The sequence below is a fragment of the Alcaligenes sp. YSL9 genome (assembly GCF_030515105.1).
Taxonomy (GTDB): Bacteria; Pseudomonadota; Gammaproteobacteria; order Burkholderiales; family Burkholderiaceae_B; genus Alcaligenes; species Alcaligenes phenolicus.
This window is the reverse complement of sequence record NZ_JALXJU010000002.1, coordinates 493,909-519,835: the sequence shown is the minus strand read 5'-3', so window position 1 is coordinate 519,835 and position 25,927 is coordinate 493,909. Positions and strand designations below refer to the sequence as shown.

General features: G+C 56.6%; 22 protein-coding genes. 17 read left to right on the top strand and 5 right to left on the bottom strand.

From position 1 onward, the window contains the following. Positions 1-59: 59 nt before the first annotated feature. From M2Q46_RS10475 to M2Q46_RS10445, 7 genes are all read left to right on the top strand, one after another. Positions 60-938: a LysR substrate-binding domain-containing protein gene (locus M2Q46_RS10475; protein WP_302357202.1), complete on the top strand. Its 879-nt coding sequence runs from the start codon at positions 60-62 to the stop codon at positions 936-938. 534 nt (positions 939-1,472) lie between these two features. Continuing rightward, the gene (locus M2Q46_RS10470) at positions 1,473-2,696 is read left to right on the top strand and encodes an aromatic ring-hydroxylating dioxygenase subunit alpha (protein WP_137431417.1); all 1,224 of its coding nucleotides are present in this window, start codon (positions 1,473-1,475) and stop codon (positions 2,694-2,696) included. Positions 2,697-2,714: 18 nt separating this feature from the next. Next, positions 2,715-3,680, top strand: a complete 966-nt coding sequence (locus tag M2Q46_RS10465; RefSeq protein ID WP_088451094.1) for a PDR/VanB family oxidoreductase — start codon at positions 2,715-2,717, stop codon at positions 3,678-3,680. Between the two features lie 20 nt (positions 3,681-3,700). After that, the gene (locus tag M2Q46_RS10460; RefSeq protein ID WP_035271165.1) at positions 3,701-4,573 is read left to right on the top strand and encodes an NAD(P)-dependent oxidoreductase; all 873 of its coding nucleotides are present in this window, start codon (positions 3,701-3,703) and stop codon (positions 4,571-4,573) included. A gap of 47 nt (positions 4,574-4,620) precedes the next feature. Continuing rightward, positions 4,621-5,235, top strand: coding sequence for an NAD-dependent dehydratase (locus tag M2Q46_RS10455; RefSeq protein WP_115634331.1), 615 nt, complete (start codon positions 4,621-4,623; stop codon positions 5,233-5,235). A gap of 9 nt (positions 5,236-5,244) precedes the next feature. Continuing rightward, complete coding sequence (locus M2Q46_RS10450) at positions 5,245-6,411, top strand: DUF1116 domain-containing protein (protein WP_035271162.1); 1,167 nt, start codon at positions 5,245-5,247, stop codon at positions 6,409-6,411. After that, positions 6,392-7,702, top strand: a complete 1,311-nt coding sequence (locus tag M2Q46_RS10445; protein WP_302357201.1) for an amidase — start codon at positions 6,392-6,394, stop codon at positions 7,700-7,702. Before M2Q46_RS10450 ends, M2Q46_RS10445 begins: the two co-directional genes overlap by 20 nt. 58 nt (positions 7,703-7,760) lie before the next feature. Here the strand turns inward: M2Q46_RS10445 and M2Q46_RS10440 are convergent, their stop codons facing one another. Beyond that, the gene (locus M2Q46_RS10440) at positions 7,761-8,195 is read right to left on the bottom strand and encodes a hypothetical protein (RefSeq protein ID WP_302357200.1); all 435 of its coding nucleotides are present in this window, start codon (positions 8,193-8,195) and stop codon (positions 7,761-7,763) included. Between the two features lie 246 nt (positions 8,196-8,441). Further along, positions 8,442-9,821 carry an MFS transporter gene (locus M2Q46_RS10435; RefSeq protein WP_083054130.1) on the bottom strand — a complete coding sequence of 460 codons (1,380 nt, stop codon included), beginning with the start codon at positions 9,819-9,821 and terminating at the stop codon, positions 8,442-8,444. A 305-nt stretch (positions 9,822-10,126) separates the two neighbouring features. On the opposite strand from M2Q46_RS10435, the gene M2Q46_RS10430 reads away from it, so the two are divergent. Further along, positions 10,127-11,050: a LysR family transcriptional regulator gene (locus M2Q46_RS10430; protein WP_230940579.1), complete on the top strand. Its 924-nt coding sequence runs from the start codon at positions 10,127-10,129 to the stop codon at positions 11,048-11,050. Positions 11,051-11,144: 94 nt separating this feature from the next. Further along, positions 11,145-11,561: a lactoylglutathione lyase gene (gloA, locus tag M2Q46_RS10425; RefSeq protein ID WP_266108129.1), complete on the top strand. Its 417-nt coding sequence runs from the start codon at positions 11,145-11,147 to the stop codon at positions 11,559-11,561. 125 nt (positions 11,562-11,686) lie between these two features. Here gloA and M2Q46_RS10420 read toward each other — a convergent pair whose 3' ends face one another. Next, positions 11,687-13,231: a UbiD family decarboxylase gene (locus M2Q46_RS10420; RefSeq protein WP_035271470.1), complete on the bottom strand. Its 1,545-nt coding sequence runs from the start codon at positions 13,229-13,231 to the stop codon at positions 11,687-11,689. A gap of 96 nt (positions 13,232-13,327) precedes the next feature. Here M2Q46_RS10420 and M2Q46_RS10415 point away from each other — a divergent pair, with 96 nt between their 5' ends. Continuing rightward, positions 13,328-14,167 carry a lytic transglycosylase domain-containing protein gene (locus M2Q46_RS10415; RefSeq protein WP_239055153.1) on the top strand — a complete coding sequence of 280 codons (840 nt, stop codon included), beginning with the start codon at positions 13,328-13,330 and terminating at the stop codon, positions 14,165-14,167. Positions 14,168-14,261: 94 nt separating this feature from the next. Here M2Q46_RS10415 and M2Q46_RS10410 read toward each other — a convergent pair whose 3' ends face one another. Next, the gene (locus tag M2Q46_RS10410; protein WP_088451084.1) at positions 14,262-15,422 is read right to left on the bottom strand and encodes a pyridoxal phosphate-dependent aminotransferase; all 1,161 of its coding nucleotides are present in this window, start codon (positions 15,420-15,422) and stop codon (positions 14,262-14,264) included. Positions 15,423-15,564: 142 nt separating this feature from the next. Here M2Q46_RS10410 and M2Q46_RS10405 point away from each other — a divergent pair, with 142 nt between their 5' ends. From M2Q46_RS10405 to M2Q46_RS10390, 4 genes are all read left to right on the top strand, one after another. Then, the gene (locus tag M2Q46_RS10405; RefSeq protein WP_203145078.1) at positions 15,565-16,464 is read left to right on the top strand and encodes a hypothetical protein; all 900 of its coding nucleotides are present in this window, start codon (positions 15,565-15,567) and stop codon (positions 16,462-16,464) included. 216 nt (positions 16,465-16,680) lie between these two features. Further along, complete coding sequence (locus M2Q46_RS10400) at positions 16,681-18,975, top strand: NADP-dependent malic enzyme (protein ID WP_302357197.1); 2,295 nt, start codon at positions 16,681-16,683, stop codon at positions 18,973-18,975. 8 nt (positions 18,976-18,983) lie between these two features. After that, complete coding sequence (locus tag M2Q46_RS10395; RefSeq protein ID WP_035271147.1) at positions 18,984-20,180, top strand: patatin-like phospholipase family protein; 1,197 nt, start codon at positions 18,984-18,986, stop codon at positions 20,178-20,180. Next, the gene (locus M2Q46_RS10390; RefSeq protein WP_009455142.1) at positions 20,180-20,647 is read left to right on the top strand and encodes a barstar family protein; all 468 of its coding nucleotides are present in this window, start codon (positions 20,180-20,182) and stop codon (positions 20,645-20,647) included. Before M2Q46_RS10395 ends, M2Q46_RS10390 begins: the two co-directional genes overlap by 1 nt. Before the next feature lie 3 nt (positions 20,648-20,650). On the opposite strand, the gene M2Q46_RS10385 is transcribed toward M2Q46_RS10390, so the two are convergent. Continuing rightward, complete coding sequence (locus M2Q46_RS10385) at positions 20,651-21,379, bottom strand: 16S rRNA (uracil(1498)-N(3))-methyltransferase (protein WP_009455141.1); 729 nt, start codon at positions 21,377-21,379, stop codon at positions 20,651-20,653. 194 nt (positions 21,380-21,573) lie between these two features. On the opposite strand from M2Q46_RS10385, the gene tkt reads away from it, so the two are divergent. The 3 genes from tkt to M2Q46_RS10370 all read left to right on the top strand — a co-directional run bounded on the left by tkt (position 21,574) and on the right by M2Q46_RS10370 (position 25,898). Further along, on the top strand, positions 21,574-23,619 hold the full coding sequence (gene tkt, locus M2Q46_RS10380; protein ID WP_035271142.1) for a transketolase: 2,046 nt from the start codon (positions 21,574-21,576) through the stop codon (positions 23,617-23,619). Between the two features lie 12 nt (positions 23,620-23,631). Continuing rightward, positions 23,632-24,645, top strand: a complete 1,014-nt coding sequence (gap, locus tag M2Q46_RS10375; RefSeq protein ID WP_009455139.1) for a type I glyceraldehyde-3-phosphate dehydrogenase — start codon at positions 23,632-23,634, stop codon at positions 24,643-24,645. 62 nt (positions 24,646-24,707) lie between these two features. Further along, entirely contained in the window at positions 24,708-25,898 is a 1,191-nt protein-coding gene (locus M2Q46_RS10370; RefSeq protein WP_063688601.1) for a phosphoglycerate kinase, read from the top strand. Positions 25,899-25,927 lie beyond the last annotated feature (29 nt).

The window sequence follows — 25,927 nt, the reverse complement described above, 5'->3', positions numbered from 1 at the left end:
TGCTCCGATAATAAATAATTCCAGAACAAAGCTACCCACATCAGGAGACATAGCCCGTCATGCAGGTGCCATTACTGAATGCCTTAAGAACCTTTACGGTGTCGGCGCAAAGGTTGAACTTCACCAAGGCGGCAGAAGACCTGCTGGTCTCTCCCTCGGCAGTCAGCCACCAGATCAAGGTGCTGGAGGAGTATTTGGCTTGCAAGCTGTTTCTGCGCAAGAACCGTTCCCTGGAGCTGACGGATCAGGGCCAGTTTCTGTTTGACCGTTTGCAACGGCCTTTTTACGAGATCAATCAGGCTTTGAGCGAATTGCGCATGCCGCACGGCAAGAGCCGCATCAATCTATCCTTGCGGCCCTTTGTGTCCAGCATGTGGTTTACCGGGCAGTTGGGAGACTTCTGGCTGAAGCATCCAGACATTGAAATCAACTTGCTGCACAGGCTGCAGGCTCCGGATTTTTTCAGGGACAACATCAATTTTGCTATCGTCTGGGGCAAGCAGGGCGATTGGCCGCAGTTGCAAACCTTGCGTATCATCCCCGGCAATTTGACGCCTGTTTGTGCGCCGTCTTACCTGCAGGCGCATGGCCAGATTATGTCCCCGCAAGATCTGAACCTACATGTGCTGATTCATGAAGAAAATCAGCTGTGCTGGGAGCAGTGGTTGCGCAAGGCGGCGGGGCAGGAACTGACGGCCAAGAAGAGCTTTCACATTGATGACACCAATGTGCGCATGAATGCGGTCTTGAATGGCCAAGGGGTGATGCTGGGCTGTCCGGCCTTGCTGAAGCCTTTGATCGACAGGAAGGAAATCGTCCAGCTGTTCAATGTGTGCCTGGAAGAGTACGCCTATTTCCTGGCCTACCCCAAGGAGGCAAACCTTAGCCGACAGGAGCAGGAGTTTGTGGATTGGGTGGCGTCGATTGCAATACGCTAGGCGATAGCTGCTAGATGGCTTCTATGTGTTGTGCTCGGTGACCGGGCTTTCTCCGCTCTTTGCTGATCTTGTCGCTGTCCCTGCGTCTTTAAAAAAACCTGCAAATATGCAGGTTTTTTTATGTGTCGGCCTTTCTGAACCAGGCTGGATGCTCATTGCTCATTGCTCATTGCTCATCGCTCATCGCTCATCGCACGTCGTTCATTGCTCACTTCTCAACGATCAGGGTGTGGAACCCCGATCTGATGCGTGTGACTGGAGGCTATATCAAGCTTCGCATAGTTCTCACACCGCTCATGCCTGCTTGCCAAATACCTGACACGCAGCCATGAATCGGGTTTCATGACGCTGCGAATTTCCACACTTTGCAGTGCTTGCGACCTACCGCTTTCTCGTTATCCATATTCAGCAACAAAAAAAACTCATCGTTCCGTCAAATTTGCTCAATTTTCAAGTGTCGCTCCCTGTCGCATGATTGGCCTGACCTAATAAAAGCCATTCATGGTGCTTATGCAAACCAGAGGAGATACTGAGATGAATACCGCTCTACGCTCGCCCATTGCGATTGAAGAATTTGACCGCAGCTACTTTCAGCAGGAAACCGACGAGGTTTTCGCCTTGCCCCCCGAGTGCTTTACCTCGGAAGAGTTTTTCCAGTTTGAGCTGAATGCCGTCTGGAAAAAGCAGTGGTTCTGTGTGGGCCGCGCCACTGACATCCCCAACGCCGGTGACTTCTTCACCTTCGATGTAGGCAATGATGCGCTGTTTGCCATCCGCACTCGTGAAGGTGGCATCAATGTACTGTCCAATGTCTGTCGTCACCGCAATATGTTGTTGCTGGAAGGTGCAGGCAATGTACGCCGCATCAGCTGCCCCTTGCACGCCTGGGTCTACAACATGGAGGGCGAGCTGGTTTCCGCCCCAGGTCTGACCGATACCGGTGCCAGCTTTGACCCCAAGAGTGTTTGTCTGCCCAAGATCCGCGCCGAGGTTTGGGAAGGCTTTATCTTCATCAACTACGACGCCATGGCTCCTGCCTTGCACACCCGCTTGGGTAATCTGGGCAAGCAGTTGGCGAACTACCGCATGTCCGAGCTGAAGTCCTCGGAACCGTTGAAGATGGAAAGTTTCGACTGGAACTGGAAGATCTTCAATGACGAGTGCTATCACTGCAGCTTTTTGCACGCCTCCTCCTGGGGCGGCATGTATGAAACCAATCCGGATCGTGTGGACGAAACCGCAGTCTTCAATGACGTGGCCAACGGCATTGTTTCCTACAACCTGATCTCCACCCACAAAGACGCAGCCCCCACGCATACCGGCTCCATCTTGCAGCCGCCCATGAAGGGCTTGACTGACCAGGAGCGAACTCAGCTTTCCTACGTGACGGTAGCGCCCAACCTCTTGCTGGTGGCCATGCCCGACAAGGTGAAGTACTTCATGTGGCTGCCCAAAAGCGCCAAGCAGTCCACCTATGGCGTGTCCTGGATGTACCCGCAGGAAACGTTGGAGCGCGAGGACCACAAAGAGAAGTTCGATCAGGAACACGATGATCTGTACCCCGTGATGATCGAGGACCTGTTTGCCTGGCGTCGTTCGCATCAGGGCATGCAATCCAACTTTGCTTCCCGTGGCCGTCTGACCAATGAAGAGCTGGTCATCAAGCGTTTGCAAAACTGGCTGATTGATCTGTACCGCGCCGAAGAGCGCCGTGTGGACGAGCAAAGCCGGGTATTGCCGATCCGAGCGATTGCCTAAGGGAGCAGGAGCAGCATCATGCAGCAAACTTTGCAAACACGCGTGTTGAAGAAAACCAGGCTGTCAGAGCGAGTCGTAGGCCTGACCCTGGGTTTGCAAAACGGGGACGCGTTCCCTGTCTGGGAGCCGGGTGCGCATATTGAGCTGGAGCTGGCGGTGTCAAAGACCGAGCCGCTTTACCGTCAATATTCCTTGTGTGGCCAGCAGGCCAATACCCGTGAATGGCAAATTGCCGTTCTGAAAGAAGAAGCCGGGCGGGGCGGCTCTGCGTATATCCATGAGGTGTTGCAGGAAGGTGATGCGCTGGCTGTCAGCGTGCCGAAAAATCACTTTCCCTTTGCTGCAAACAAGAAGTGCTTTTTTGTGGCCGGGGGCATAGGCATCACGCCTATCGTGCCCATGGTCCAGGCCGCTGCGGCAGCCGGCCTGGACTGGCACTTGCTGTATCTGGCAAGAAACGCAGCGGATTTTATTTTTCTGCAAGAGCTGCAACAAGTGGATGCTGCGCGTATCACCACGCATGCCTCCAATCAGGACGGGCTGTTTGATCTGCAAGGTGCATTGCAAGCGCTGGATGCGCAGACCGTCGTCTATTCCTGCGGTCCGCAGCCTTTGCTGACCGCCTTGGAAAACTATCAACAGGAACAGGCCGATATTGGCTGGCAACTGGTGCTGGAACGCTTCTCGGTAGAGACCGACCCGGCCATGCTGCAAGGCAAGGGCTTTACCGTGACCTTGCAGAAGTCGGGCAAAAGCATCGCGGTAGCGGGGGATGAAACGATTCTGGCCGCCTTGAAACGGGAGGGCATACGGGTCAAGTGCTCATGCCAGAACGGCACCTGCGGCACCTGCGAAACCGTGGTCATTTCCGGCTTGCCGGAGCATCGAGATTTTGTGCTGTCGCCAGAAGAACGGCAGCTGAATGAAACCATGATGATCTGCGTTTCGCGCGCCTTGTCGGCCGAACTGGTTTTGGATCTATAACAATAAACAGGAGAAACACCATGAAAAAAGTGGTGGTTACAGGCGGCTCGGGCCGTGTGGGCTCGTACGTTGTACAGCAATTGATGCAGACCATGGATGTGGTCGTGGCGGATCTGAAACCCAGCCAGCATCAGGTTTCTTTTATTCAAACGGATGTGATGGATCTGGAGGCCGTGCGTGCGGCCACCAAAGATGCCGATGCCGTGATTCACCTGGCGGCAATTGATTTTGACTGGAAGGCCGCTGAAGAGCAGTACATCAACGTTAATGTGCGTGGCACCTGGCATGTGCTGCAAGCCTGTCGCGAAAACGGCGTCAAGAAAGTGGTGCTGTGTTCCAGTATTTCAGCCTGCGGTCTGTCGGAGATGCGAGCCGATTGGAAACCCCAGTATCTGCCTGTGGACGAGGCCCATGAAAACAAGCCTTATCAGGCCTACAGTGTCAGCAAGATCGTCATGGAGCAAATGGCAAAAAGCTTTAGCGATGCCAGCGATATGGAGGTGATCTGCCTGCGTCCGCTGGCCGTGGTGCTGCCGGAAACCATTGCCGAGTACATCCAGTTTGTCGATAGCCCGCAGCGTAACTGGCTGTTCTATTACATCTGGGCTGCAGATCTGGCGCGTGCTTTTGAGGCCGCCGTGAATCTGCAAGGTTTGCGCTACGGCGTGTTTTTCATTAGCGCAGACGATAGCTCCCACCCCTTGGCAACCACAGACTGGTATCAGCAGATTATTGGCCCTGTGCCTGAAATCAAGAACCCACGCTGGTATCAGAACAATCCTCGTGCCTCCATTTTCAGCAGCCATGCGGCCAAGGAAATTCTGGGCTGGCAACCAAGCACGGACTTCCAGCAACTGCGTCAGGAATACGCGGTGGAAAAAGACCTGGCGTGAAACGTCCAGGCTCCCATGACGACTACATTGAACACGGAGACTTGAGCATGACGGGAATTAAAACCGGCACCTTGGATTGGACGGGTGACAACCCTTTTATTTACTTGAAGACCGACCCTGAACAGGACTGGTCGTCCTTGTCCCTGTACTTTCGCATCGCCAGCTCGGCGTATGGCAGCGGCCAGGCCATCCTGGTGTTGGACAAGCCTTACGAAGACGGGCAGGACAGCGACGCGCGTTTGCTGATCACGGATAACAAGCCCTTGGCCGAGTATCTGGTACGGGACTTCGTGCGCCATTTTGGCCTGTTTCGCAAGGCGGTGGCGCTGGACAAGTTGCAGGTCTTGAGTGACGGCGTTTTCCAGACAGTGAACCGTTTCCCTGATCTGGTCAGCGAATCTGTCACCTCCGCCAGTGCAGGTCTGACGGTGGAATTGCAATGGCATCACATGACGCAGCCAGCGATTTGTGTGGACCTGCCGCAAAGCCAGACCCAAACCCAGAAGCACGAAATGATGTGCGTGTTCCATCCGGCGCAGCAAGCCAGGGTGCTGATCAATGGCACGGCCTTGCCGGGCAACACCATAGAGCGGGACTTTAACGGCTCGCGTGCGCAGTCCGCCAGCCTGGCGAACAGCGAAACCTGGGTGCGCGTGGCGTAAGGAGACGATATGGCTCAGCATGTAGAGACGCAGGCCGTGATGCCAGCCTGGACAGGGGTCCGGCCTCTGCAATCCATTTTGCCCTCGCAAGGCCGTCTGGTCCTGCATGCCGGGCCACCGTTTCGGGATGCACAGGAGCTGCCTGCCGCAATCCGAAATTCGGTTTTGATCGGCATTTTGTATGAGGGCTGGGCAGCTAGCAAACAAGAGGCGCAAGCCTTGCTGGACGCAGGGGGCGTGCAACTGGCGCCCGCGCAGGATTACGGCGTGGTGGTGCCATTGGCCGGAGTGGTCACGCCGTCCATGTATTTGATTGAGGTCAGCGACAGTAATCAGCCCGAAAACAAGAAGTACTCGGTGCTGAATGAAGGCATGCAATGGTGTACCCGCCTGGGTATTTTTGCCGATGAAATGGTGCCGCATCTGCGTTGGCTGCATCAGGATTTGGGTGCGCGGCTGGCTGCACAGTTTCAGGGACCGGTAGATCTGGCTCCCATCGTTCAGGCCTCCTTGTTGAATAGTGATGACGGTCATGCTCGTACCATGCATGGCTCCCGGCAGTTGGCCGACATTATTGTCTCCTGGGGCATTAATGACGACGCCAGCCAAAGCTTTCTATATGGTGCGATGGCTTGGGCCTTGAATTACTGGATGGCCGCCAGCGCCTTGATTCTGGCAAATCAGGCTCCTGCTGATGGCGCGGATGCCATCGTTAAAGTTGGCGGTAATGGCTTGCGCTTTGGTTTGCAATTGGCCAGCTCCACAACTTGGCTGGTTACGGACGCTCCTGTTATTGCTGGCAATAAAGAGCCCGGTAATGAGCAGGCAAAAGCACTGGGTGCCCTGGGCGATAGTGCTGTCGTGGATTTTGTAGGGCTGGGTGGCCAGTGTCTGGATCTGGCGGGAATGAGTGCCAGGAACCTGCACGCCTTTCTACCCTCGGACTACCTGACGCGTCAAAACAAGTTCCTGAAAACCCGCTTGCCCTTTCTGGCTGGGCGCAATGGTATTAGCGATTTTGGGCAAGTGATTGCCAACAATACCGGGCCGTTGGTGCTGCTGGGCATGATTGACGGTGCCGGAGAACGTGGCCGTGTTGGTGGTGGGGTGGCGACGGTGGATGCCTCTTTATTGCAAGCTCTCAAGGAGTGGCAGCATGAAACGACAGTGGTTTAAGCTGCCTTTGCATCAATTGCTGCATGCTCTGCATACGGGCGAAGCCAGTCTGCCGGAGATCGTGGCCTCCTTTTATGAGCGCATTGCCATACGCGATGAGAAGATTGGTGCCTGGCAGTATCTGATTGATCAGGACGACTATCTGGCCGAGTACGAAAGCCGCAGTGATTTTTACAAGGCCTCGCCCTTGATGGGCCTGCCCTTTGCGGTCAAGGACGTCATTGATACGGCTGGTATTCCCACCACAATGGGCTCGGCTATTCATCAGGATCGGATTCCGGATATGGATGCCTCCTGCGTTACCGCGATGAAAGCGGCAGGTGGCATTTTGATGGGTAAGACGGTCACAACTGAGTTTGCTTACTTTCAGGCTGGCAAGACGAATAACCCGCATGATGCCGAACGCACCCCCGGCGGTTCCTCCAGCGGCTCTGCCGCCGCCGTGGCCGATTTCATGGTGCCGGTTGCCTTTGGTACACAGACGGCGGCATCGGTCATACGGCCAGCGTCCTACTGTGGCTGCATTGGCTATGTAGGTAGCAAGAACGAGTTTTCCTTGCGCAATATTCAGCCGCTGGCTCAGTCTCTGGACTCCCTGGGCATACTCAGCAATGACGTGCTCGACACGCTCTTGCTGCGCAATATTCTGCTGCACAAACCCTTGACTCTGAGCACGCCGGGAGCGCAGGCGGCTTGTGTGTTCGGTGTTTTCTCTGGGCAGGCATTGGGTGAAGTTCAGGGCAAGATGCTGGAGACCGTGCAGGCATGCCAGCAGGATTTGTCGGAACAGGGGCATACGCTGGTGGATTTTCCCTTGCAGGACGCCGTTGTTGAATTGACGGCCTTGCATGCTCAGATCATGGCTTATGAAGTGGCCCGGAATCTGGTGTACGAGCAACAGCAGCATGAAACCTTGAGCGCCCATATGCAGTCCTTGATGAGCACGGGTCTGGCTTTTCCCTACAAGGAGTACATCGCTGCCTTGCAAAGAGCGGACACGCTCAAACAGGCAATGCTGCAGTGGTTTGCAGATAGTGGGGCGGATTTCATTCTGGCACCTGCGGCAGCCGGTGTTGCGCCTTATAAAACCGAAGGAACAGGGGCGCCCTTCATGAGTCGTGCCTGGCAGTTGCTGGGTTTGCCGGTGGTGTCCCTGCCTTTGGGGTATTTCCAGAAATTGCCTATGGGTTTGCAGTTGATTGGAAAGCCGCACCAGGATGATGTTTTGCTTTTACAGGCGCGTCAGTTGCAGCAGCGCTTTTTAAACAGCAGCTCAGTTCTGGCGGTGTAGTTTTCTTTTTTCTTTTAAGCGTCCTGTTTTTACAGGACGTTTTTTTTGGGCTGCGTTTTTATAGTTTGGGCAGCAGGTACTTTTCAAAGAGCCATTTCAAACCATACAAGGCCCCGAAAATAATCGCGGCAATGGCCAGAAAATCTGCGCTGAAAACGCTTTGCTGTTTATGGGACAGCTCCATATAAACGTGCTCGTCAGCGGGCCGGGCGTAAGTCATGGGAATGGAGGTCTTGGGTAAAGTGGCCTGCAAGACGACATAGCTGCCATCGTCAGCCGCTTGCATCAGCAGCTCGTCCACCTGCGTGGGAGCCAGACCGTCGCGATGTACTGGCTTGCACAACTGCCGGGTTCCCTGAGCCCAGTTGTCATTACTCTCGGGGCAGGAGGCCTGGATGCGGTAGCCATTACTGAATTGAACCGTCAGCCACCCTTGGGCATGCGAGGCGGCGTCGCTGCTTACGGTTACGTCGGTAAGGCTGATGGTGGTCATGGTGCAAATCCCTTGGGCAGTGCAAGCGCATTCTTCAGTCTGCTTAAGGCAGGAGGTGAGTCTATATTTGACGCGGGCTATAGAAGGCTATTCTATAGAAGCCGGTATGGGAATACTGTTTCTGTATGGGCAGAATCAGCTTTATGTGAATTGCTTTTAATGTAAATCAATGCTCTTTTTCCATAAAAAAACAGCCCTGTAAAACAGGGCTGTTGATTGCGGAAAACCAGCGGGAATAAAGAAGGCTTAACTGGCGCCTGCCTTGCCCATGCTGACGGCCGGTTTGGCATCATGAGCCGGCTCGGTGTGGTAGCGGCGCAAAGGCTTGTTGGCGGTTTCGGGCATCAGCACAGTTACCCAGAAAAAGCACAGAACCGCGACCACCGTGACGTAAAACGCGGGAGCCAGATAGCTGCCTGTTTGCGCCGTCAGCCAGATAGCCAGGTAAGGTGCGGTGCCACCAAAAATTGCGAAGGTGATGTTGTAGCACATGCTCGAAGCGGTATAGCGCATGTCGGTCGGGAACATCTCCGAGAGCAGGGTGACGGCCACTACGCTGGCTGCCACCTGACCAATACCGATAATCAGCATGCCGAAAATGGCGGCCTCCAACGAAGCTCCCTTGCTGACGATCATATAGGCCGGAATGGTGAACAGCGCATGCCAGACAGCGGCAAATTGCATCATGCGACGGCGGCCCACCCGGTCCGAGATCACACCGGCAAGCGGGGTCAGGGCGGTGACAAACAGCAGGGCAACCATGTTCGCAGTCAGGGACTGGACGGAGGACAAGCCAATGACCGTGCGCAGGAAGGTGTTCATGTAGGTGGAGAAAATGTAGAAGGACAGGGCGTACAGCACGATAAAGCCGCCCAACTTCACAATATTGGAACCCTCTGCCTTGAAGACCTGGGACGCGCTGTAGCTGAGCTGACCTTTTTTCTCCGCACGCATCTGCTGGAACTCGGGCGATTCGGCCAGATGATCCCGAATGAAGAAGGCCACAATGCCCATGGGAATGGCCAGCAGGAAGATGGTGCGCCAGCCCCAATCACCCATGGCCTCGGTGCCGACAATGGCGGCCAGGCCAGCGCTGATCCCGGCTGCCAGTGCAAACGCAAAGTAGGTGGCACCGGACATGGCCCAGGCGTAGGAGTTGCGTTTGTTCATGGGGCTGTGTTCAACGGTGTAGATGGTGGCGCCCGTATATTCGCCACCGGCCGACAGCCCCTGAATACAGCGGATGATGATCAGCAGAACCGGAGCCCAGATGCCAATGCTTTCATAGGTTGGAATCAGACCGATGGCGGCGGTGGACCCGGACATCAGCAAGACGGTCAGGGCCAGAATCTTCTTGCGGCCAATGCGGTCGCCCAGCCTGCCAAAGTAGATGCCGCCCAGGGGGCGAACAATAAAGGACACCAGAAATACGGCAAAGGTGGCCAGCAGGCCCGCCATCTTGTCTTCCGAGGGGAAGAAGTTTTGTGCGATGTAGACGGCCATATAGCCGAACAAGGCAAAGTCAAACCATTCAACGATCGTACCGGCCGCTGAACCCATCATTACTTTCTTGATGTGACCCGTATCGGTATGTTCCGATTCGGCCACGGTGCTTTCCCTTTGCATACTTATGTCTCCTCAAGTATTGGGACTATCTGTTTTTTGAAATCAACCCTGTGGGGGTAGCTGGTTTTTTTATTATTTCTATGTGTCTATCTTTTCTTGGTATTGGTTGAAAGCTCGGCTAGAGCATCGGCTGCAACAGGATGAGTTCCTCCTTTCCGTGGGGCTGGGCATCCGGTCCTGGCATGCTTGCAAAGCGCCATCCAGCGCGTGCTAGATAAGCTAATCCTCTGCAAATTGCTTGTCCATTCACTATTCGCGCACTATTATTGATCGCGATGTTATCAATCTAAAATATGAGCGAAACCATGATTCCCGCACGCCTGGATTTGCATCACCTGCGCGCCTTTAAAACGGTGGCCGAACAGTTGCATTTCAAGAAGGCGGCGGAGCTGCTGCACATCACGCAACCGGGCCTGACGCGCATCATCAAAAAGCTGGAAGATGATTTGCAGGTGGACCTGTTTGAACGCAGCACCCGCCAGGTCAAGCTCACAGCGGCAGGTTTTTTATTGCTGCAGGAAATCGAACAGGTTTTTGTGCATCTGGAGCGCGGTATTGAGCTGGCTCAGAAAGCCAAGTTTGGCGATATCGGACACCTGATCATTGCCTATAACGACTATGCGGTGCAGGACGTGCTGCCCAGAACGCTGGAGCACTTCAAGCAGCAGTATTCGAACATCACAACCGATTTGTTATATATGCCCACGCAACAGCAAATACAGGGCTTGCAGCAGGGCAGTCTGGATCTGGGCTTTGGCTTTGCTTTCTCTGATGACCCCGAGGAACTGGGCGTGCTGTGGAAGCCGGTATGTCGTGATGATCCCATCGTTCTTTTGCAGAGCGATCACCCTTTGGCAAAAGAAAAATCCATCCCCTTGGTGGAACTGGCCAATGAGCGTTTTGTGGTGGGCAGCAAGACGCATTGGCAGGTCTGGCGGCGCTATTTCTATTCCCTGTGTCGACATGCCGGTTTTCATCCCAATTCCGTACAGGAAGCCAGCACCATTACCGGCATCATGAGCATGGTGGCGGCCAATATCGGCATTGCCGTTTTGTCGCAGTCCTTGCGCAAGTACGTGCACCGTGATCTGGTGGCGATTGATCTGGACTTGTCGGGCCAGCATCCGCAGTCCTTCATCAACATCATGTGGCAGGAAAGCAATGCCAATCCCTGTGTGCCTTTATTCATCCAGACCATCTCGTCGGAGTTGATGGCAGCCAGTGCGTAAGGCTTGAGTATTTCTCATGGACCCTTGATGAGCGGTCATGATGCAAGGAGGGCGGTTTTGCTACATTGCAATTTTCAATCCTCTGCCCCTTGCTATGAGCACTTCCCAAATACAGTTTGGCCTTGATCATGTCATGTTGCGTGTCCTGGATCTGGAGCGGTCCCTGGCGTTCTACCGCGATATTCTGGGTATGCATGTGGTGCGCCACACAGACTATGAGTCCGGCCGCTTTACCAATGTGTTTCTCAGCTTTGACCAGAGCACACAGTCCAGTCTGGAGCTGACCTGGAACTGGGATCAAAAAGAGCCGTATGAGAAGGGTGGGGCTTTTGGTCATCTGGCCTTGATGGTCCAGGATGTGCATCAGGCGGTGCGTTATCTGGAGGAGCAGGGCGTCAGGATCAAGACACCACCTAAACAGATGAATCACGGTAAACGCACGATTGCCTTTGTGTTTGACCCGGATGAGTACCTGATTGAACTGGTGGAGCCTTTGGCCTCGCCGACCTGATACTGGCCTTGGGCGTAGCGTTGACTGGCCCGCATTGAAGAGCAGAATAAAACAAAGACCATGCACCGTTGCGGTGATGGTCTTTGTTTGTTTTTGGAACCTGCCATATGAAGGCGCGTTCTGGCTTACAGCCCCAGCGAACTCCACATATCGTCCACTTTTTTCTTGGTGGACTCATCCATCTGGATAGGGGTACCCCATTCGCGCTGGGTTTCTCCGGGCCATTTATTGGTGGCATCCATGCCCATCTTGCCGCCCAGTCCCGAAACGGGCGAGGCAAAGTCCAGATAGTCGATAGGTGTGTTTTCCACCAGCACGGTATCGCGCACCGGGTCCATACGGGTGGTCATGGCCCAGATCACTTCTTTCCAGTCGCGCGTGTTCACATCCTCGTCCACCACCACGATGAACTTGGTGTACATGAACTGGCGCAAGATGCTCCAGACACCAAACATCACGCGCTTGGCATGGCCTGCGTATTGCTTGCGAATCGACACCACGGCCAAGCGGTAGCTGCAGCCCTCGGGTGGTAGGTAGAAGTCCACAATTTCAGGCAATTGCTTGCGCAGCAGGGGCACAAAGACTTCGTTCAGCGCAACGCCCAGAACGGCAGGCTCATCGGGCGGCTTGCCGGTGTAGGTGCTGTGGTAAATCGGGTTGCGGCGCATGGTGATGCGCTCGACAGTAAAGACCGGGAACCAGTCCTGCTCGTTGTAGTAGCCGGTGTGGTCGCCGTAAGGGCCTTCCAGTGCCATTTCGTAGCTGCTGTCTGCGGGCGGCTTCATCCCTTCAGGCACCTCGGGGGCCAGGGCATCCGGGTGATTGCTGGGCAGGATATGGCCTTCCAGCACAATCTCGGCCCAGGCGGGGACAGACAAGTCGCTACCCAGGGCTTTGGCCACTTCGGTGCGCGAGCCGCGCAGCAAACCGGCAAACTGGTATTCGGACAGACTATCGGGCACGGGGGTGACCGCACCCAGAATGGTGGCGGGGTCGGTGCCCAGGGCAACGGCAATCGGGAAAGGTTTGCCGGGGTTGGTCAGTGCATGATCGCGGAAGTCCAAGGCACCGCCACGGTGGGACAACCAGCGCATGATGAGCTTGTTACGGCCAATCAGTTGCTGACGGTAAATACCCAGGTTCTGACGCTTGGCATGAGGGCCTTTGGTAATCACCAAGCCCCAGGTCAGCAAGGGGGCCACGTCGCCGGGCCAGCACAGCTGCAAGGGGATCTGGTTCAGGTCCACGTCCTTGCCTTCCAGCACTACTTCCTGACACGCGGGAGAGCGGACATTCTTGGGGCTCATATCCCACAGGGCGGACTTGAGCATGGACACTTTGGACAGCGCATCACGCATCCCGGTGGGGGCTTGCGGCTCTTTCAGATTGGCCAGCAGCTCGCCAGTGTCGCGTAATGCCGACACATCCTGTGCACCCATGCCCCAGGCGACGCGTTGCGGCGTGCCGAACAAATTGGCCAGGACAGGCATGGCGGCTTTGGAGCCTTGATGCTGGGCGTTTTCAAACAAAAGCGCCGGTCCACCGGCACGCAGTACCCGGTCACTGATTTCAGTCATTTCCAGCGAGGTGGAAACTGGCTGCGTAATCCGCTTCAGATCGCCCTTGGCTTCCAGCTGGGCAATAAAGTCTCTCAAGTCACGGTATTTCACAGAAGAACGGGGCTCCGCTTGCAGATATTTTTGGTTAAGACCTTGAACAGGTTCTAAGGTTAACATCGGGCAGTTAGCAATACTAAGGATGATCCCATGGGCTTCCAAGATATGGACTATGTACTTAGTCGCTCGGCCCGCACCCTGACGTATCGCATCGGTGAGTTTGTGCACGTGTGTGCCATGTACCTGGGCATTGCCGTACTGGTGACGATTGCAGCCTGTGTGGTTGTGCCGTCGATGCGCGCTCAGTTTAACCAGCTTTATACCGGTCTCGTGCAAACCCTGCGCCCCGAGGCGGTGAAATACGATGCGTACAGCCAGGCGGTCTGGCCAGCGGACAAGATACAGTCCAACCTGTCCGAAGAGGGCGAGGACTTGAGCCAGACAGAACAGCAGCAAGCTGTCTCTACTTATCAGGGCTTTATGAAGAACCTGCGTGCTTCGGTCACCGGGCAGCCCATTGCGGGCGTCACGGCGGCTCAGCAGCAGGCCTTGCGCAGCTATTTGGCGCGCAAGTACAAGATTGCCTATTCGGTGGCAGGGGCCTTGATCCACACCGCTTTTATTGTGGGCAAGGAAAAGAATCTGGACCCCCAACTGATTCTGGCGGTGATCGCCATTGAGTCACGCTACAACCCCTATGCGGAAAGTCATGTAGGTGCGCAGGGCCTGATGCAGGTGATGACCAAAGTCCATAAAGAGAAGTTCGATATCTATATGGAAGGGACGTTGGCCGTGCTGAGCCCCGAGGCAAATATTCGGGTGGGTGCGCAGATTCTGTCGGACTGTATCCGTCGCCGTGGGTCTATTGAAGGCGGCCTGGCCTGTTATGTGGGCGCAACCGGGCCTAGCGATGGCGGCTATGGCGCGAAGGTGCTGGCTGAACGTCGCCGTATTGCCTTGGCCTCGGGCATTCCGATCCGGGCACGCTAAGTGGTCTGAATGGAAAAAGAAATCGGGCCTTGCGGCCCGAAATACTTTACTGGAGTCGGGCTGCATTGCCCGGCAGACTGAAACGATGCCGGGTTTAGCGGCCCAGAAATTGTCCCAGACGACTGATCGCTTCTTGCAAGCGGTCCATGCCAGTGGCGTAGGACAGGCGCAAGGTGTAAGGCGCGTGGGCCGTACCAAAGTCCCGGCCCGGCACAGCGGCCACTCCGGCCTCGTGCAGCAGTTGCTGCGAGAAGGCATCGCTGTCCTGACTGTACTCACGAATATCCGTATAAATATAGAAAGCGCCATCCGGGCGCACGGGTACGCGCAGGCCCAGACGCTCCAGCTCGGGCAGCAGATAATCACGACGCTGTTTGAAGGCCAGCCGACGCTCTTCATAAATCGCCATGGTTTCAGGCTCGAAGCAGGCCAGGGCGGCATGTTGGGCCAGGGAGGGAGCGCAAATTGCCAGACTGGCAGCCATGCGCTCGCAGGCTTCTGTCATCCAGGTGGGCAGGATCAACCAGCCCAGACGCCAGCCCGTCATGTGGAAGTACTTGGAAAAGCTATTGATAACAATAATGTCCTGATCCAGGGTCAGGGCGCTGAGCGGTGCTTCTTCATAAAACAGACCCAGATAAATCTCGTCCATGATGATGAAGCCATCACGGGCGCGCACTTCCTTGATCAGTTCTTGCAGGGCAGGGCGGGAAATCGTTGCGCCGGTGGGATTGTTTGGCGACGCAATCAGAACGCCGCGGGTCTTGGGACCCCAGTGCTCGCGAATATGCTGGGCACTTAGCTGAAAGCGTTCCTCCGCCGAGGCCGGGATCAGGCGGGCCGTACCACCGGCTGCCATGATGAAGTTCTGGTTGGCCGGGTAGGACGGATCGGGCATCAGCACTTCGTCACCAGGATTGATCAGAGCCAGCGTAGCCAGAGACAGGGCACCGGATGCGCCGGCCGTGACCACAATACGCGAAGGGTCGACACGGGCCTGGAACTGCTGCTCGTAATACAGGGCGATACGTTCACGTAAAGCCGTCAGACCGGCAGGGGCGGTGTACTGACTCAAGCCTTGATTACTGGCCTGATGCAGCGCATCGACCACGGCTTGCGGGGCGGTGAAGTCCGGTTCGCCTATGCCCAGGCTGATAATGTCGCGGCCCGTGGCCTTCAGGGCATTAGCCTGTTTGAAGAGTTCAACAGCATGAAAAGGAAGAACATGTTCGGTACGACTGGCGAGGCGGGACATACGGCAAATCTCGGGTAAAAAGTGTATTGTAGGACCTTGCTCAAAAGGGCGTCAGGTGGCTGTGGCATGTGCGTGTGCCCTGTAGGGGTACAAACCGTCGGGCCAGTGAGACTCAAGTTTAGGTTTGTTGCAGGAAAAGTCTATGGTTTCTTCGTCGCGGCGTGCATTTTTGATGGGGCGTCGTCCTCCCCAAACAGCGTGGCAGACATTTTGTTCACGTCTGAAAGCTCGGGTTCAAGGTGAGTGGTCAGAACTCAGTGCGGAACCGGATCACGAGCAGGCTCGTCTGGAGCCTGCCTCCAGCGCGGATGTCCATATGGTGTTGACGCTGGCCGCCGAGTACGGTGTGACGGTGTGTCTGGAAGGTGTGCCGCAGGCCAGTGAAACCGATGGTCCCTTGATTGTTCTGGCACCGGGCCGACAGATGGCCCGCTGCGATCGTCTGGAGCCCAACTCCAATCGCTGGTTTGTTCAGCCTGGCTGCCTGCTGGGTGAAATGGAAGCCAAAGGTTTTCAAGGACTGGCCAATGCGCCTGCCGGGATGACCGTGGCCGCCTGGCTGGCGGATCGACGCCAGCATGATTGGCCCACAGGTCGCACTGCCTTGTCGGGCGTGTTGCATTGCTCGGTCATTCTGGCTGACAACACGCAGGCAGCTTTGGGGCCCTTTGGTCAGGAAAACCGCAACCCGCTTGATAGCCTGCGCATGCAGCAGTTGATTCCGGCCCTGTTCCAATTGATGGGCGAATCCGAAACCCAGGCCTTGAGACAAGAACAATGGCCTTGCCGCTATAGGCTGGATGCACTGGAGCCGGTTGAAGGCGAGGGCATCAATCTGGCTCATCTGATGCTGGGCCACGGCGGTGATTTGGCCTGGGTGGAATGGCTGGTGCTGGATGATGCCGTTTTAAGCGGCTCGGACCCGCAAGATTGGTCCTGGCCGAATCAGGAGCAGGCCTGGCAAGCTCAGGATGTGGATAGCCGCATCAAAGCCCTGTTTGATCCAGCGGACCGATTTTCCTATCCGGGCCAGACGCTATAAGTTTGTCCTGGCCTGTGCTTGACCCATGTTGTAACTCAAGGGCTAGAATGGTCCTTGCTTTGGCCTTGGGGGCCAGGCAAGGTGACCGGGGTTTCGGAGACAAGCACAGCATTCAGCGTATCAAGCCACGCGCTTGTTTGAATTCACGCTGACAGGCAATGGCAGCGCTCTGGCGATCCCGGTCCGTTTTGAATGGATTTTTGGGTAGGTATAAGCATGGACGCCAATTTTCGGAAAGCAGCCCTGGAATATCACGAGCAGGGCAGACCCGGAAAGTTATCGGTCACGCCGACCAAGCAACTCTCCAACCAGCGCGATTTGGCACTGGCCTATTCGCCTGGGGTTGCGGCCGCTTGCGAGGAGATCGTCAACGACCCGCAAAATGCCTTTCGCTACACCGGTCGGGGCAATCTGGTTGGGGTGATTTCCAACGGCACCGCTGTGTTGGGCCTGGGCAATATTGGCGCGCTGGCTTCCAAGCCGGTCATGGAAGGCAAGGCCGTGCTGTTCAAGAGCTTTGCGGGTCTGGATGTCTTTGATATCGAGATCAATGAAACCGACCCGGACAAGCTGGTGGAGATTATTGCGGGTCTGGAGCCGACCTTTGGCGGCATCAATCTGGAAGACATCAAAGCACCCGAATGTTTCGAAGTGGAGCGCAAGCTGCGCCAACGCATGAGCATTCCTGTTTTCCACGACGACCAGCATGGCACCGCCATTTGTGTGACGGCCGCCTTTCTGAATGGCCTGAGCGTGGTGGAAAAAGACATCAAGCAGGTCAAGGTGGTGACTTCGGGGGCCGGTGCGGCCGCGCTGGCTTGCCTGGACCTGATGATTGATATGGGGCTGCCGCTGGAAAATGTCTGGGTTACGGATATTGATGGCGTGTTGTACGAAGGTCGTCCCGGCAATCCCGTGCCCGAGCTGGCCCGCTTTGCCAAGCAGACCGACGCCCGCAGCCTGAGTGATGTGATTGAGGGGGCCGATGTGTTTCTGGGCTTGTCCGCCGGTGGCGTGCTCAAGCCCGAGATGTTGAAGAAAATGGCTCCCCGGCCCCTGATTCTGGCCTTGGCCAATCCCAATCCCGAGATCCTGCCTGAAGATGCCCACGCTGTGCGTGATGATGTAGTCATGGCAACCGGCCGTTCGGATTACCCGAACCAGGTCAATAATGTGCTGTGCTTCCCTTATATCTTCCGTGGTGCGCTGGATGTGGGAGCCACCACGATCACGCGCGGCATGGAGAAAGCCGCTGTGCTGGCTATTTGTCAGCTGGCGCGTGAAGAGCAGGATGAAGGCGTAGCCGCTGCTTATGGTCTGGAAGAGGTTTCTTTTGGCCCATCCTTCTTTATTCCCCGTCCGTTCGATTCACGCCTGATCGTGCGCATTGCGCCTGCCGTTGCCAAGGCGGCGATGGACGAGGGCGTGGCGACGCGTCCGATAGCGGACTTGAAAAGCTATATCTATCAGCTGCGTCAGTTCGTCTACAAGTCCGGCTCCTTCATGAAGCCCATCTATTCGCTGGCCCGTGGCCTGGTGCAGGACGGCGCCAAGTCCCGTGTGGTCTTTACCGAGGGTGAGGACGAGCGTGTATTGCGGGCCGTGCAGATTATTGTGGATGAAGGTTTGGCCAGCCCGATTCTGGTGGGGCGTCCGGCTGTCCTGCAGCAGCGTATTGAACGCTATGGCCTGCGCCTGCGTTTGGGCATTGATGTGGAAGTGACCAACCCCGAACAGGATGATCGTTTCCACCGTTACTGGACCAGCTATTGGGAAATCATGTCCCGTCGCGGTATCAGTAAAGAGATGGCGCGTGTGGAAATGCGTCGTCGCCCAACCTTGATCGGTGCCATGATGCTGCACCTGGGTGATGCTGATGGCATGATCTGTGGTACGGTGGGCCGTTACGAGAACCATCTGGAGCTGGTCGATCAGGTGATTGGCAAGGCACCCGGCGTGGAAACGTATGCGGCCATGAATATTCTGCTGCTTAGCGAGCGTACCGTCGCCTTGACGGACACGCACGTGAACCACGATCCCGATTCGGATCAGGTGGCCGAGATCACCTTGGCGGCAGCTCGCAAGATGCGTCAGTTCAATATCGAACCCAAGGTGGCCTTGCTGTCCAGCTCCAACTTCGGCACCAATGATTCGCCTGCCGCCGTCACCATGCGGGGTGCGCTGGAGCGTGTGCGCAAGCTGGACCCCAGTCTGGAGGTGGACGGGGAAATGCACGGCGATTGCGCGCTGGATGAAAAGGCCCGCCATCAAATCCTGCCCACCTCGGCCCTGACTGGCGAGGCGAACTTGCTGGTGTGCCCGAACGTGGAGGCAGGCAATATTGCCTACAACCTGCTCAAGACGGCTGCCGGTGGTAACGTGGCAATCGGCCCCTTCCTGTTGGGGGCACGAGCACCGGTTCACATCATGACGTCCACTTCTTCGGTGCGCCGTATCGTCAATATGACGGCGGTCACGGTAGTGGATGCCAACGTCGCTACTGAAGGCTGATACCGATCATGATCCAGCGCTCTCCCGCTCCTGTGGCATTGGTCCTGAATGGGGGCGGGGCGCGCGGTGCGTATCAGGCGGGGGTGCTGGCCGGTTTGCTGGAGCTGCTGGATCCTGATCGCAATCCTCAGTTTCGCAATCCCTTCGATATTATTTGTGGCTCTTCGGCAGGCTCCATCAACGCTGCCGGATTGGCGTGCCGCGCCGACAGGCCTCATGAGGCTGTAGACCATATACAACAGCTGTGGGGCTCGTTGCGCACCAACGATATTTTTCATGCTGACCCTTTGCAGTTGCTGGCGACCAGTGTGCACTGGGTGGCCACGCTGGCCTTGGGCTGGCTGGCGCCGCGTCTGCGTGACCATGTGCCGCACTCCATGCTGGATAATTCGCCCCTGCGCGACCTGCTGGAAGAGAGCCTGGACTTCGACCGTTTGCAGCGCAATCTGGCCCAGCAGCATGTGGGCGCGCTGGCGATTACGGCAGCGGCCTACACCACTGGTGAGCACCTGACTTTCTATCAGTCTGACGAGCGTATTCGCCCCTGGACGCGCAATCTGCGCCGTGCCATCCCCGGTGTCATCGGGGTGGACCACCTGATGGCTTCCAGCGCCATTCCCTTCATGTTTCCGGCTCAGTCTCTGCAAGTGGGCAAGCAAACCCAGTGGTGCGGGGACGGGACGATGCGTCAGTTGGCACCCATCAGTCCGGCCATTCATCTGGGAGCGCACAAGGTGCTGATTGTGGGTACCGGATACGCCGACAATACCTATCACGAACAGGAATCCAAGGATCCGCCATACCCCTCTTTGGCGCAGATCAGTGGCTATGCTTTATCCAACATATTCCTTGATAGTGTGTCAACGGATATTGAGCGTATGGAACGCATCAATACATTGCTTGCCTATATGCCTGCAAATGTATTACAAAGCCAATCGCTGCGTCCTGTCAGCACGTTTGCCATCACCCCCAGCCGCTCGCTGGATGAAATTGCCACTCGGCATATTCATCAGATGCCAACTGCTGCACGTACCCTATTTCGAGTACTTGGTGTATCTTCAAAGTCCGGTCCGACCACAGGCGGTGCATTAATTTCATATTTGTTATTCGAGTCCGGCTACACCCAAGAGCTGATCGAGTTAGGAAAGACCGATACCATGAGTCGTCGTGAAGAAGTGTTAGCGTTTTTTAAGGAAGCGTCCTGATGAGCCAATCCCTGACTTTGCAAGAAGCTTTGCAACAAGGCGGTGTGCTCGACGCAACGGGCCTGACGGCTGCTGATTTTCTGGAGCAGGCACAGGACCAGGGGCTTACCGCCCTGGAAGTAAGTTGCGATCGTGCGCGCAATCGTTCCGCTGTGCTGCGAGCAGTCGCCAAGGCTGTCGATTACCCTGAATTTTTTGGTGGCAATCTGGATGCGCTCTACGATTGCCTGTGTGACACCGTGCTGGATCAGAAAGCAGGCCTGGCCCTGTGGCTGGACAATCTGCACAGTGGTGATCCTGCGTTGGAAAAAGACGCCCAGGCTATTTTGGGCGTGTGTGAAGATGTGCATGCCTGGGCCTCGAATAACGAGCGCCGTTTTGTATGTGTCGTTCTGCACGCTGGCAAGCATCCTGACCCTGAACCGGGTGAGACCCCTGCTTCCTACTCCAGCCAGGACGAAGAATAAGCCTTATTCCCAGCCTTGCAAGGCGCTGATCGCTGCTGTCAGCGCCAAGGCGGCGGTTTCGGTTCGCAGCACGCGGTGCCCGAAACGAATCGCCTGAGCCTGGGCTCCCAGTGCCACCTTCTGCTCTTCGGGCGACCACCCGCCTTCGGGGCCAATCAAGATAGTCATGGCCTGATCTTGCGGTCCAATGGCCTGCGCCAATTGCTGAGGCGCATCGGGATCACAGAACAGATGCAGGCCAGTTTCCGCCTCGCGGAAATATTCGGCCAATGTCAGCGGCGCTGACAGTTCCATCAAGCGGTTGCGACCACACTGCTCGCTGGCCGACTCAATCACTCTTTGCCAATGGCCCATACGCTTGGCCTGTCGCTCCGCGTTCAGTTGCAGCACGCTACGTTGCGCGCGAATCGGCACAAAGCGGCTGACGCCCATTTCCACGGCTTTTTCAATAATCCAGTCCATCTTGTCGCTGGAGGCAATGCCTTGCAGCACCGTTATGCGACCGGCCAGCTCGCGGACAGGTGTTTGGGCATCGCCCAGGCTGGCAAAGCCCTTTTTGCCATCAATGCGCAAGGTGGCGGGATACTGGGTTCCGCGCCCGTCAAACAGGACAATGTCCTGACCGTCCTTCAAACGCAGCACCCGGATAGCGTGATGCGCCAGAGCCTCGGGCAGGGCGATCTCGGTCTGGGCCGTCAAGTCCAGGGGGTGGTAGAAACGGGGAGCTGCCATATCAAGACACCATCAAGCATAAAAAACCGCACAAGCATACCGTACCCAGGCTTCGGGGAGAAAGCGCAAGGCCCCAGCTCAAGTGGGGGCGATTTAGCGCCAGCAATGCTAAAATAGCGCGTTTTATAAACTAATCAGGGCCGTGAGCCGTCCGCCTGTCGGAATTGTCGCGCCGCCGCCCCAATGAGCTTCTAATGGATATTGCGTCAGCCTCTGATAAAACCCTAGCCAATGCCATCCGTGCCTTGTCTATGGATGCCGTGCAACAAGCTAATTCGGGCCACCCCGGTGCGCCCATGGGCATGGCCGATATCGCCCAGGTTCTCTGGTCCCGGCACCTGAAACACAACCCTGCCGACCCTGCCTGGTTTGATCGCGACCGTTTTGTGTTGTCAAACGGCCACGGTTCCATGCTGATCTACGCTTTGTTGCACCTTAGTGGCTACGACCTGCCCATGGACGAGCTGCGCAACTTCCGTCAGATGCATTCACGCACTCCCGGCCACCCTGAAGTGGGTATTACCGCGGGCGTGGAAACCACCACAGGTCCTTTGGGCCAGGGTTTGGGCAATGCTGTTGGCTTCGCATTGGCGGAAGCCTTGTTGGCGCGCGAGTTCAACCGCGAAGGCCACGATGTGGTCGACCACCTGACCTGGGTTTTCGCTGGCGACGGCTGTTTGATGGAAGGTATCTCGCACGAGGCTTGCTCCTTGGCCGGTACCTGGAAACTGTCCAAGCTGGTCGTGATGTACGACGACAACGGCATCTCCATCGACGGTAAGGTCGAGAACTGGTTTGGTGACGATACGCCCGCCCGTTTTGAAAGCTACGGCTGGAACGTGATACGCGCGGTTGACGGCCACGATGCCGCTTCGATCAATAGCGCGATTGAACAGGCTCGCCGCAACGCGAAAGAGGGCACGGGTCCTACCCTGATTTGCTGCCGTACCGTGATCGGCAAGGGTGCTCCTAACGCCGCCGGTTCCGAGAAGGTTCACGGTGCCCCACTGGGCGCTGATGAAATTGCCGCCACCCGTGCAGCACTGGACTGGAACCACGGACCGTTTGAAATTCCTCAGGAAGTCTACCAAGGTTGGGATTGCCGCGAAAAAGGCGGCGCCCAGCAAGCGGAATGGCAAAAGCGCTTTGACGCTTACAGCCAGGCTTACCCTGAACTGGCCGCAGAATTGGCCCGTCGTCTGAAAGGCGAACTGCCTGCTGACTACAGCGCCAAAGTACAGGCCTTTATTGAAGAAACCGCTCAGAAGGCCGAAACCATTGCGTCGCGTAAAGCCTCGCAATTGGCCATTAGCGCTTTGGTCAATGTGCTGCCAGAAATGCTGGGTGGCTCGGCTGACCTGACCGGGTCGAACTTCACCGATTGGAAGGGTGCCGAAGCCGTACGTGCCCACGCCGACGGTGTGCATTTCGGTCGCCACATCAACTACGGTGTACGTGAATTCGGTATGGCCGCCATTATGAATGGTCTGGCTCTGCACGGTGGTTACCTGCCTTTTGGCGGCACCTTCCTGACTTTCTCCGACTACTCGCGCAACGCCATCCGTATGGCTGCCTTGATGAAGCAGCGTGTTGTGCACGTATTCACCCACGACTCCATCGGTCTGGGCGAAGACGGTCCGACACACCAGTCCATCGAGCACGCCAACAGCCTGCGTTTGATCCCCAACCTGCATGTCTGGCGTCCTTGCGACACCACGGAAACGGCGGTGGCCTGGGCTTGCTCGGTCGAGCGTCCTACCAGCATCGGTATGGACGTACAGGACGGTGGTCCTAGCGCCTTGCTCTTGTCGCGCCAGAATCTGCCTTTCGTCGAGCGCGATGCGCAAACCATCCAGAACATCCGTCGTGGTGGCTACGTGCTGCGTGATGCGCAAGATGCGCGCGCCATCATTATGGCAACCGGCTCGGAAGTGGGTTTGGCGCTGCAAGCACAGGAGCAACTGGCTCAGCAAGGTATTGCGACCCGTGTGGTGTCCATGCCTTGTACCAACCTGTTCGACGCGCAGGACAAGCAGTGGCGTGACCAGGTCCTGACACCCGGCATCCCGCGTGTTGCGGTTGAAGCCGGTACCACAGGTCTGTGGTTCAAGTACGTGGGCCTGGAAGGCGCCGTGGTGGGTATCGATACCTACGGCGAATCCGCCCCGGCTGGCGTCCTGTTCAAGCATTTTGGTCTGACAGCAGAGAAGGTCGCTGCGGCCGTTCAAGAAATTTTGTAATTGGAGTCTGACATGACGATTCGCGTCGCAATCAATGGTTATGGTCGTATCGGCCGCATGATCTTGCGTGCCCACTACGAGTACGGCAAAAAACACGATATCGAGATCGTGGCCATCAACGCCTCGGGCGGTGCCGAGATCAACGAACACCTGACTCGCTATGACTCCGTGCATGGCCGTTTCAACGCTGATGTGTCGCTGGATGGCGATCATCTGGTGGTCAACGGCGACCGTATCCGCCTGCTGAGCCAGCGCGATGCGCTGACCCTGCCTTGGGCTGAGCTGGGTGTGGACGTGGTGCTGGAATGTACCGGCGCTTTCACCACCAAGGAAAAGGCTGGTGAGCACATTCAAGCCGGTGCCAAGAAAGTCATCATCTCGGCCCCCGGTGGCAAGGATGTGGACGCCACCATCGTGTACGGCGTGAACCACGACATTCTGAAGAGCACCGATACCGTTATCTCCAACGCATCGTGCACCACCAACTGTTTGGCTCCCCTGGTTGCTCCTTTGCACAAGGAACTGGGTGTGGTCAGCGGTCTGATGACCACCATCCACGCTTACACCAACGACCAGGTTCTGACCGACGTGCGTCACAAGGACATGCGCCGTGCCCGTTCGGCCACCAGCAGCATGATCCCCACCAAGACCGGCGCAGCGGCTGCCGTGGGTCTGGTGCTGCCAGAACTGAATGGCAAGCTGGACGGTTACGCCGTGCGCGTTCCCACCATCAACGTGTCCATGGTTGACCTGACTTTCGTGGCCAGCCGCAACACCAGCGTTGAAGAAGTGAACGGTATTCTGAAAGCCGCTTCGGAAGGCGCCATGAAGGGCATTCTGGACTACTGCACCGAGCCTCTGGTTTCCATCGACTTCAACCACACTACCGCCTCCAGCACGGTTGACTCCCTGCTGACCAAGGTGACCGGCGGCAATATGGTTAAAGTGGCTGCCTGGTACGACAACGAATGGGCCTTCTCCATTCGCATGCTCGACAGCACCATCGCACTGATGTCGGCCAAGTAAGATCTGAATAGCAGGGGCGGGATTTCCCGCCCCTGTCACGTTAATTCCCAGAACAAAAAATCATGTCTACAAGCATCAAGACCTTGTCTGCGTTGGCCGAAACGGACGCGCTGCGAGGCAAGCGGGTATTTATCCGCTCTGATCTGAATGTCCCCCTGCAAGACGGACGTATCACCGAAGATACGCGCGTGCGTGCCTCGGTGCCTGCCATTCGCATGGCGCTGGATGCCGGCGCTGCGGTGATGGTCACGTCTCACCTGGGTCGCCCTAAAGAAGGCGAGTGCCAGCCTGTGGATTCGCTGGAGCCCGTGGTGCAACGTTTGTCCGAGTTGCTGGGCATGCCCGTTGAGCTGCGTCGCAATTGGCTGGATGGCGTGCAAGTGTCGCCCGGTCAAGTGGTCTTGCTGGAGAACTGCCGCTGCAATGTGGGGGAAAAGAAGAACGATCCCGAGTTGGCTCGCAAAATGGCAGCCTTGTGTGACGTTTACGTAAACGACGCCTTTGGTACGGCTCACCGTGCTGAAGCGACTACCGAAGGTATCGCCCGCTTTGCTCCCGTGGCTTGTGCCGGTCCTTTGCTGGAAGCCGAGTTGAAGGCCTTGGGCCGTGCCCTGAACCAGCCTGCCCGTCCTCTGGTCGCGATTGTGGGTGGTGCCAAGGTGTCCACCAAACTGTCCATCCTGCGCGCTTTGGCTGAAAAGGTTGACCAACTGGTGGTCGGTGGCGGCATTGCCAATACCTTCATGATGGCTAGTGGCCTGTCCGTGGGCAAATCCCTGGTGGAAGAAAGCCAGTTGGAAGAAGCCCGTGAAGTGATCCGCATCATGAAAGAGCGCGGTGCCGAGGTGCCTATCCCTGTGGATGTGGTGTGCGCCAAGTCCTTTGCCGCTGATGCAGCGGCTGAAATCAAGGCTGCTGATCAGGTTCAGGACGATGACATGATTCTGGACGTGGGCCCGCAAACGGCTCAGCAGATCGCTGACATCATCGCCAAGGCTGGCACCGTGGTCTGGAACGGCCCTCTGGGCGTGTTCGAGTTCCCGGCCTTCGCACAAGGCACCGAAACCCTGTCGCGCGCGATTGCAGGCTCCAAGGCCTTCTCGATTGCGGGCGGTGGCGACACCCTGGCAGCGATTGCCCAGTTCAATATTGGTGACGATGTGGACTACATCTCCACCGGCGGCGGCGCATTCCTGGAATTCCTGGAAGGCAAGCGTTTGCCAGCCGTGGCTGCGTTGGAAGACAAGGCTTAAGCCAGTCTTTGCTTCGTAAGAAAAAGCCA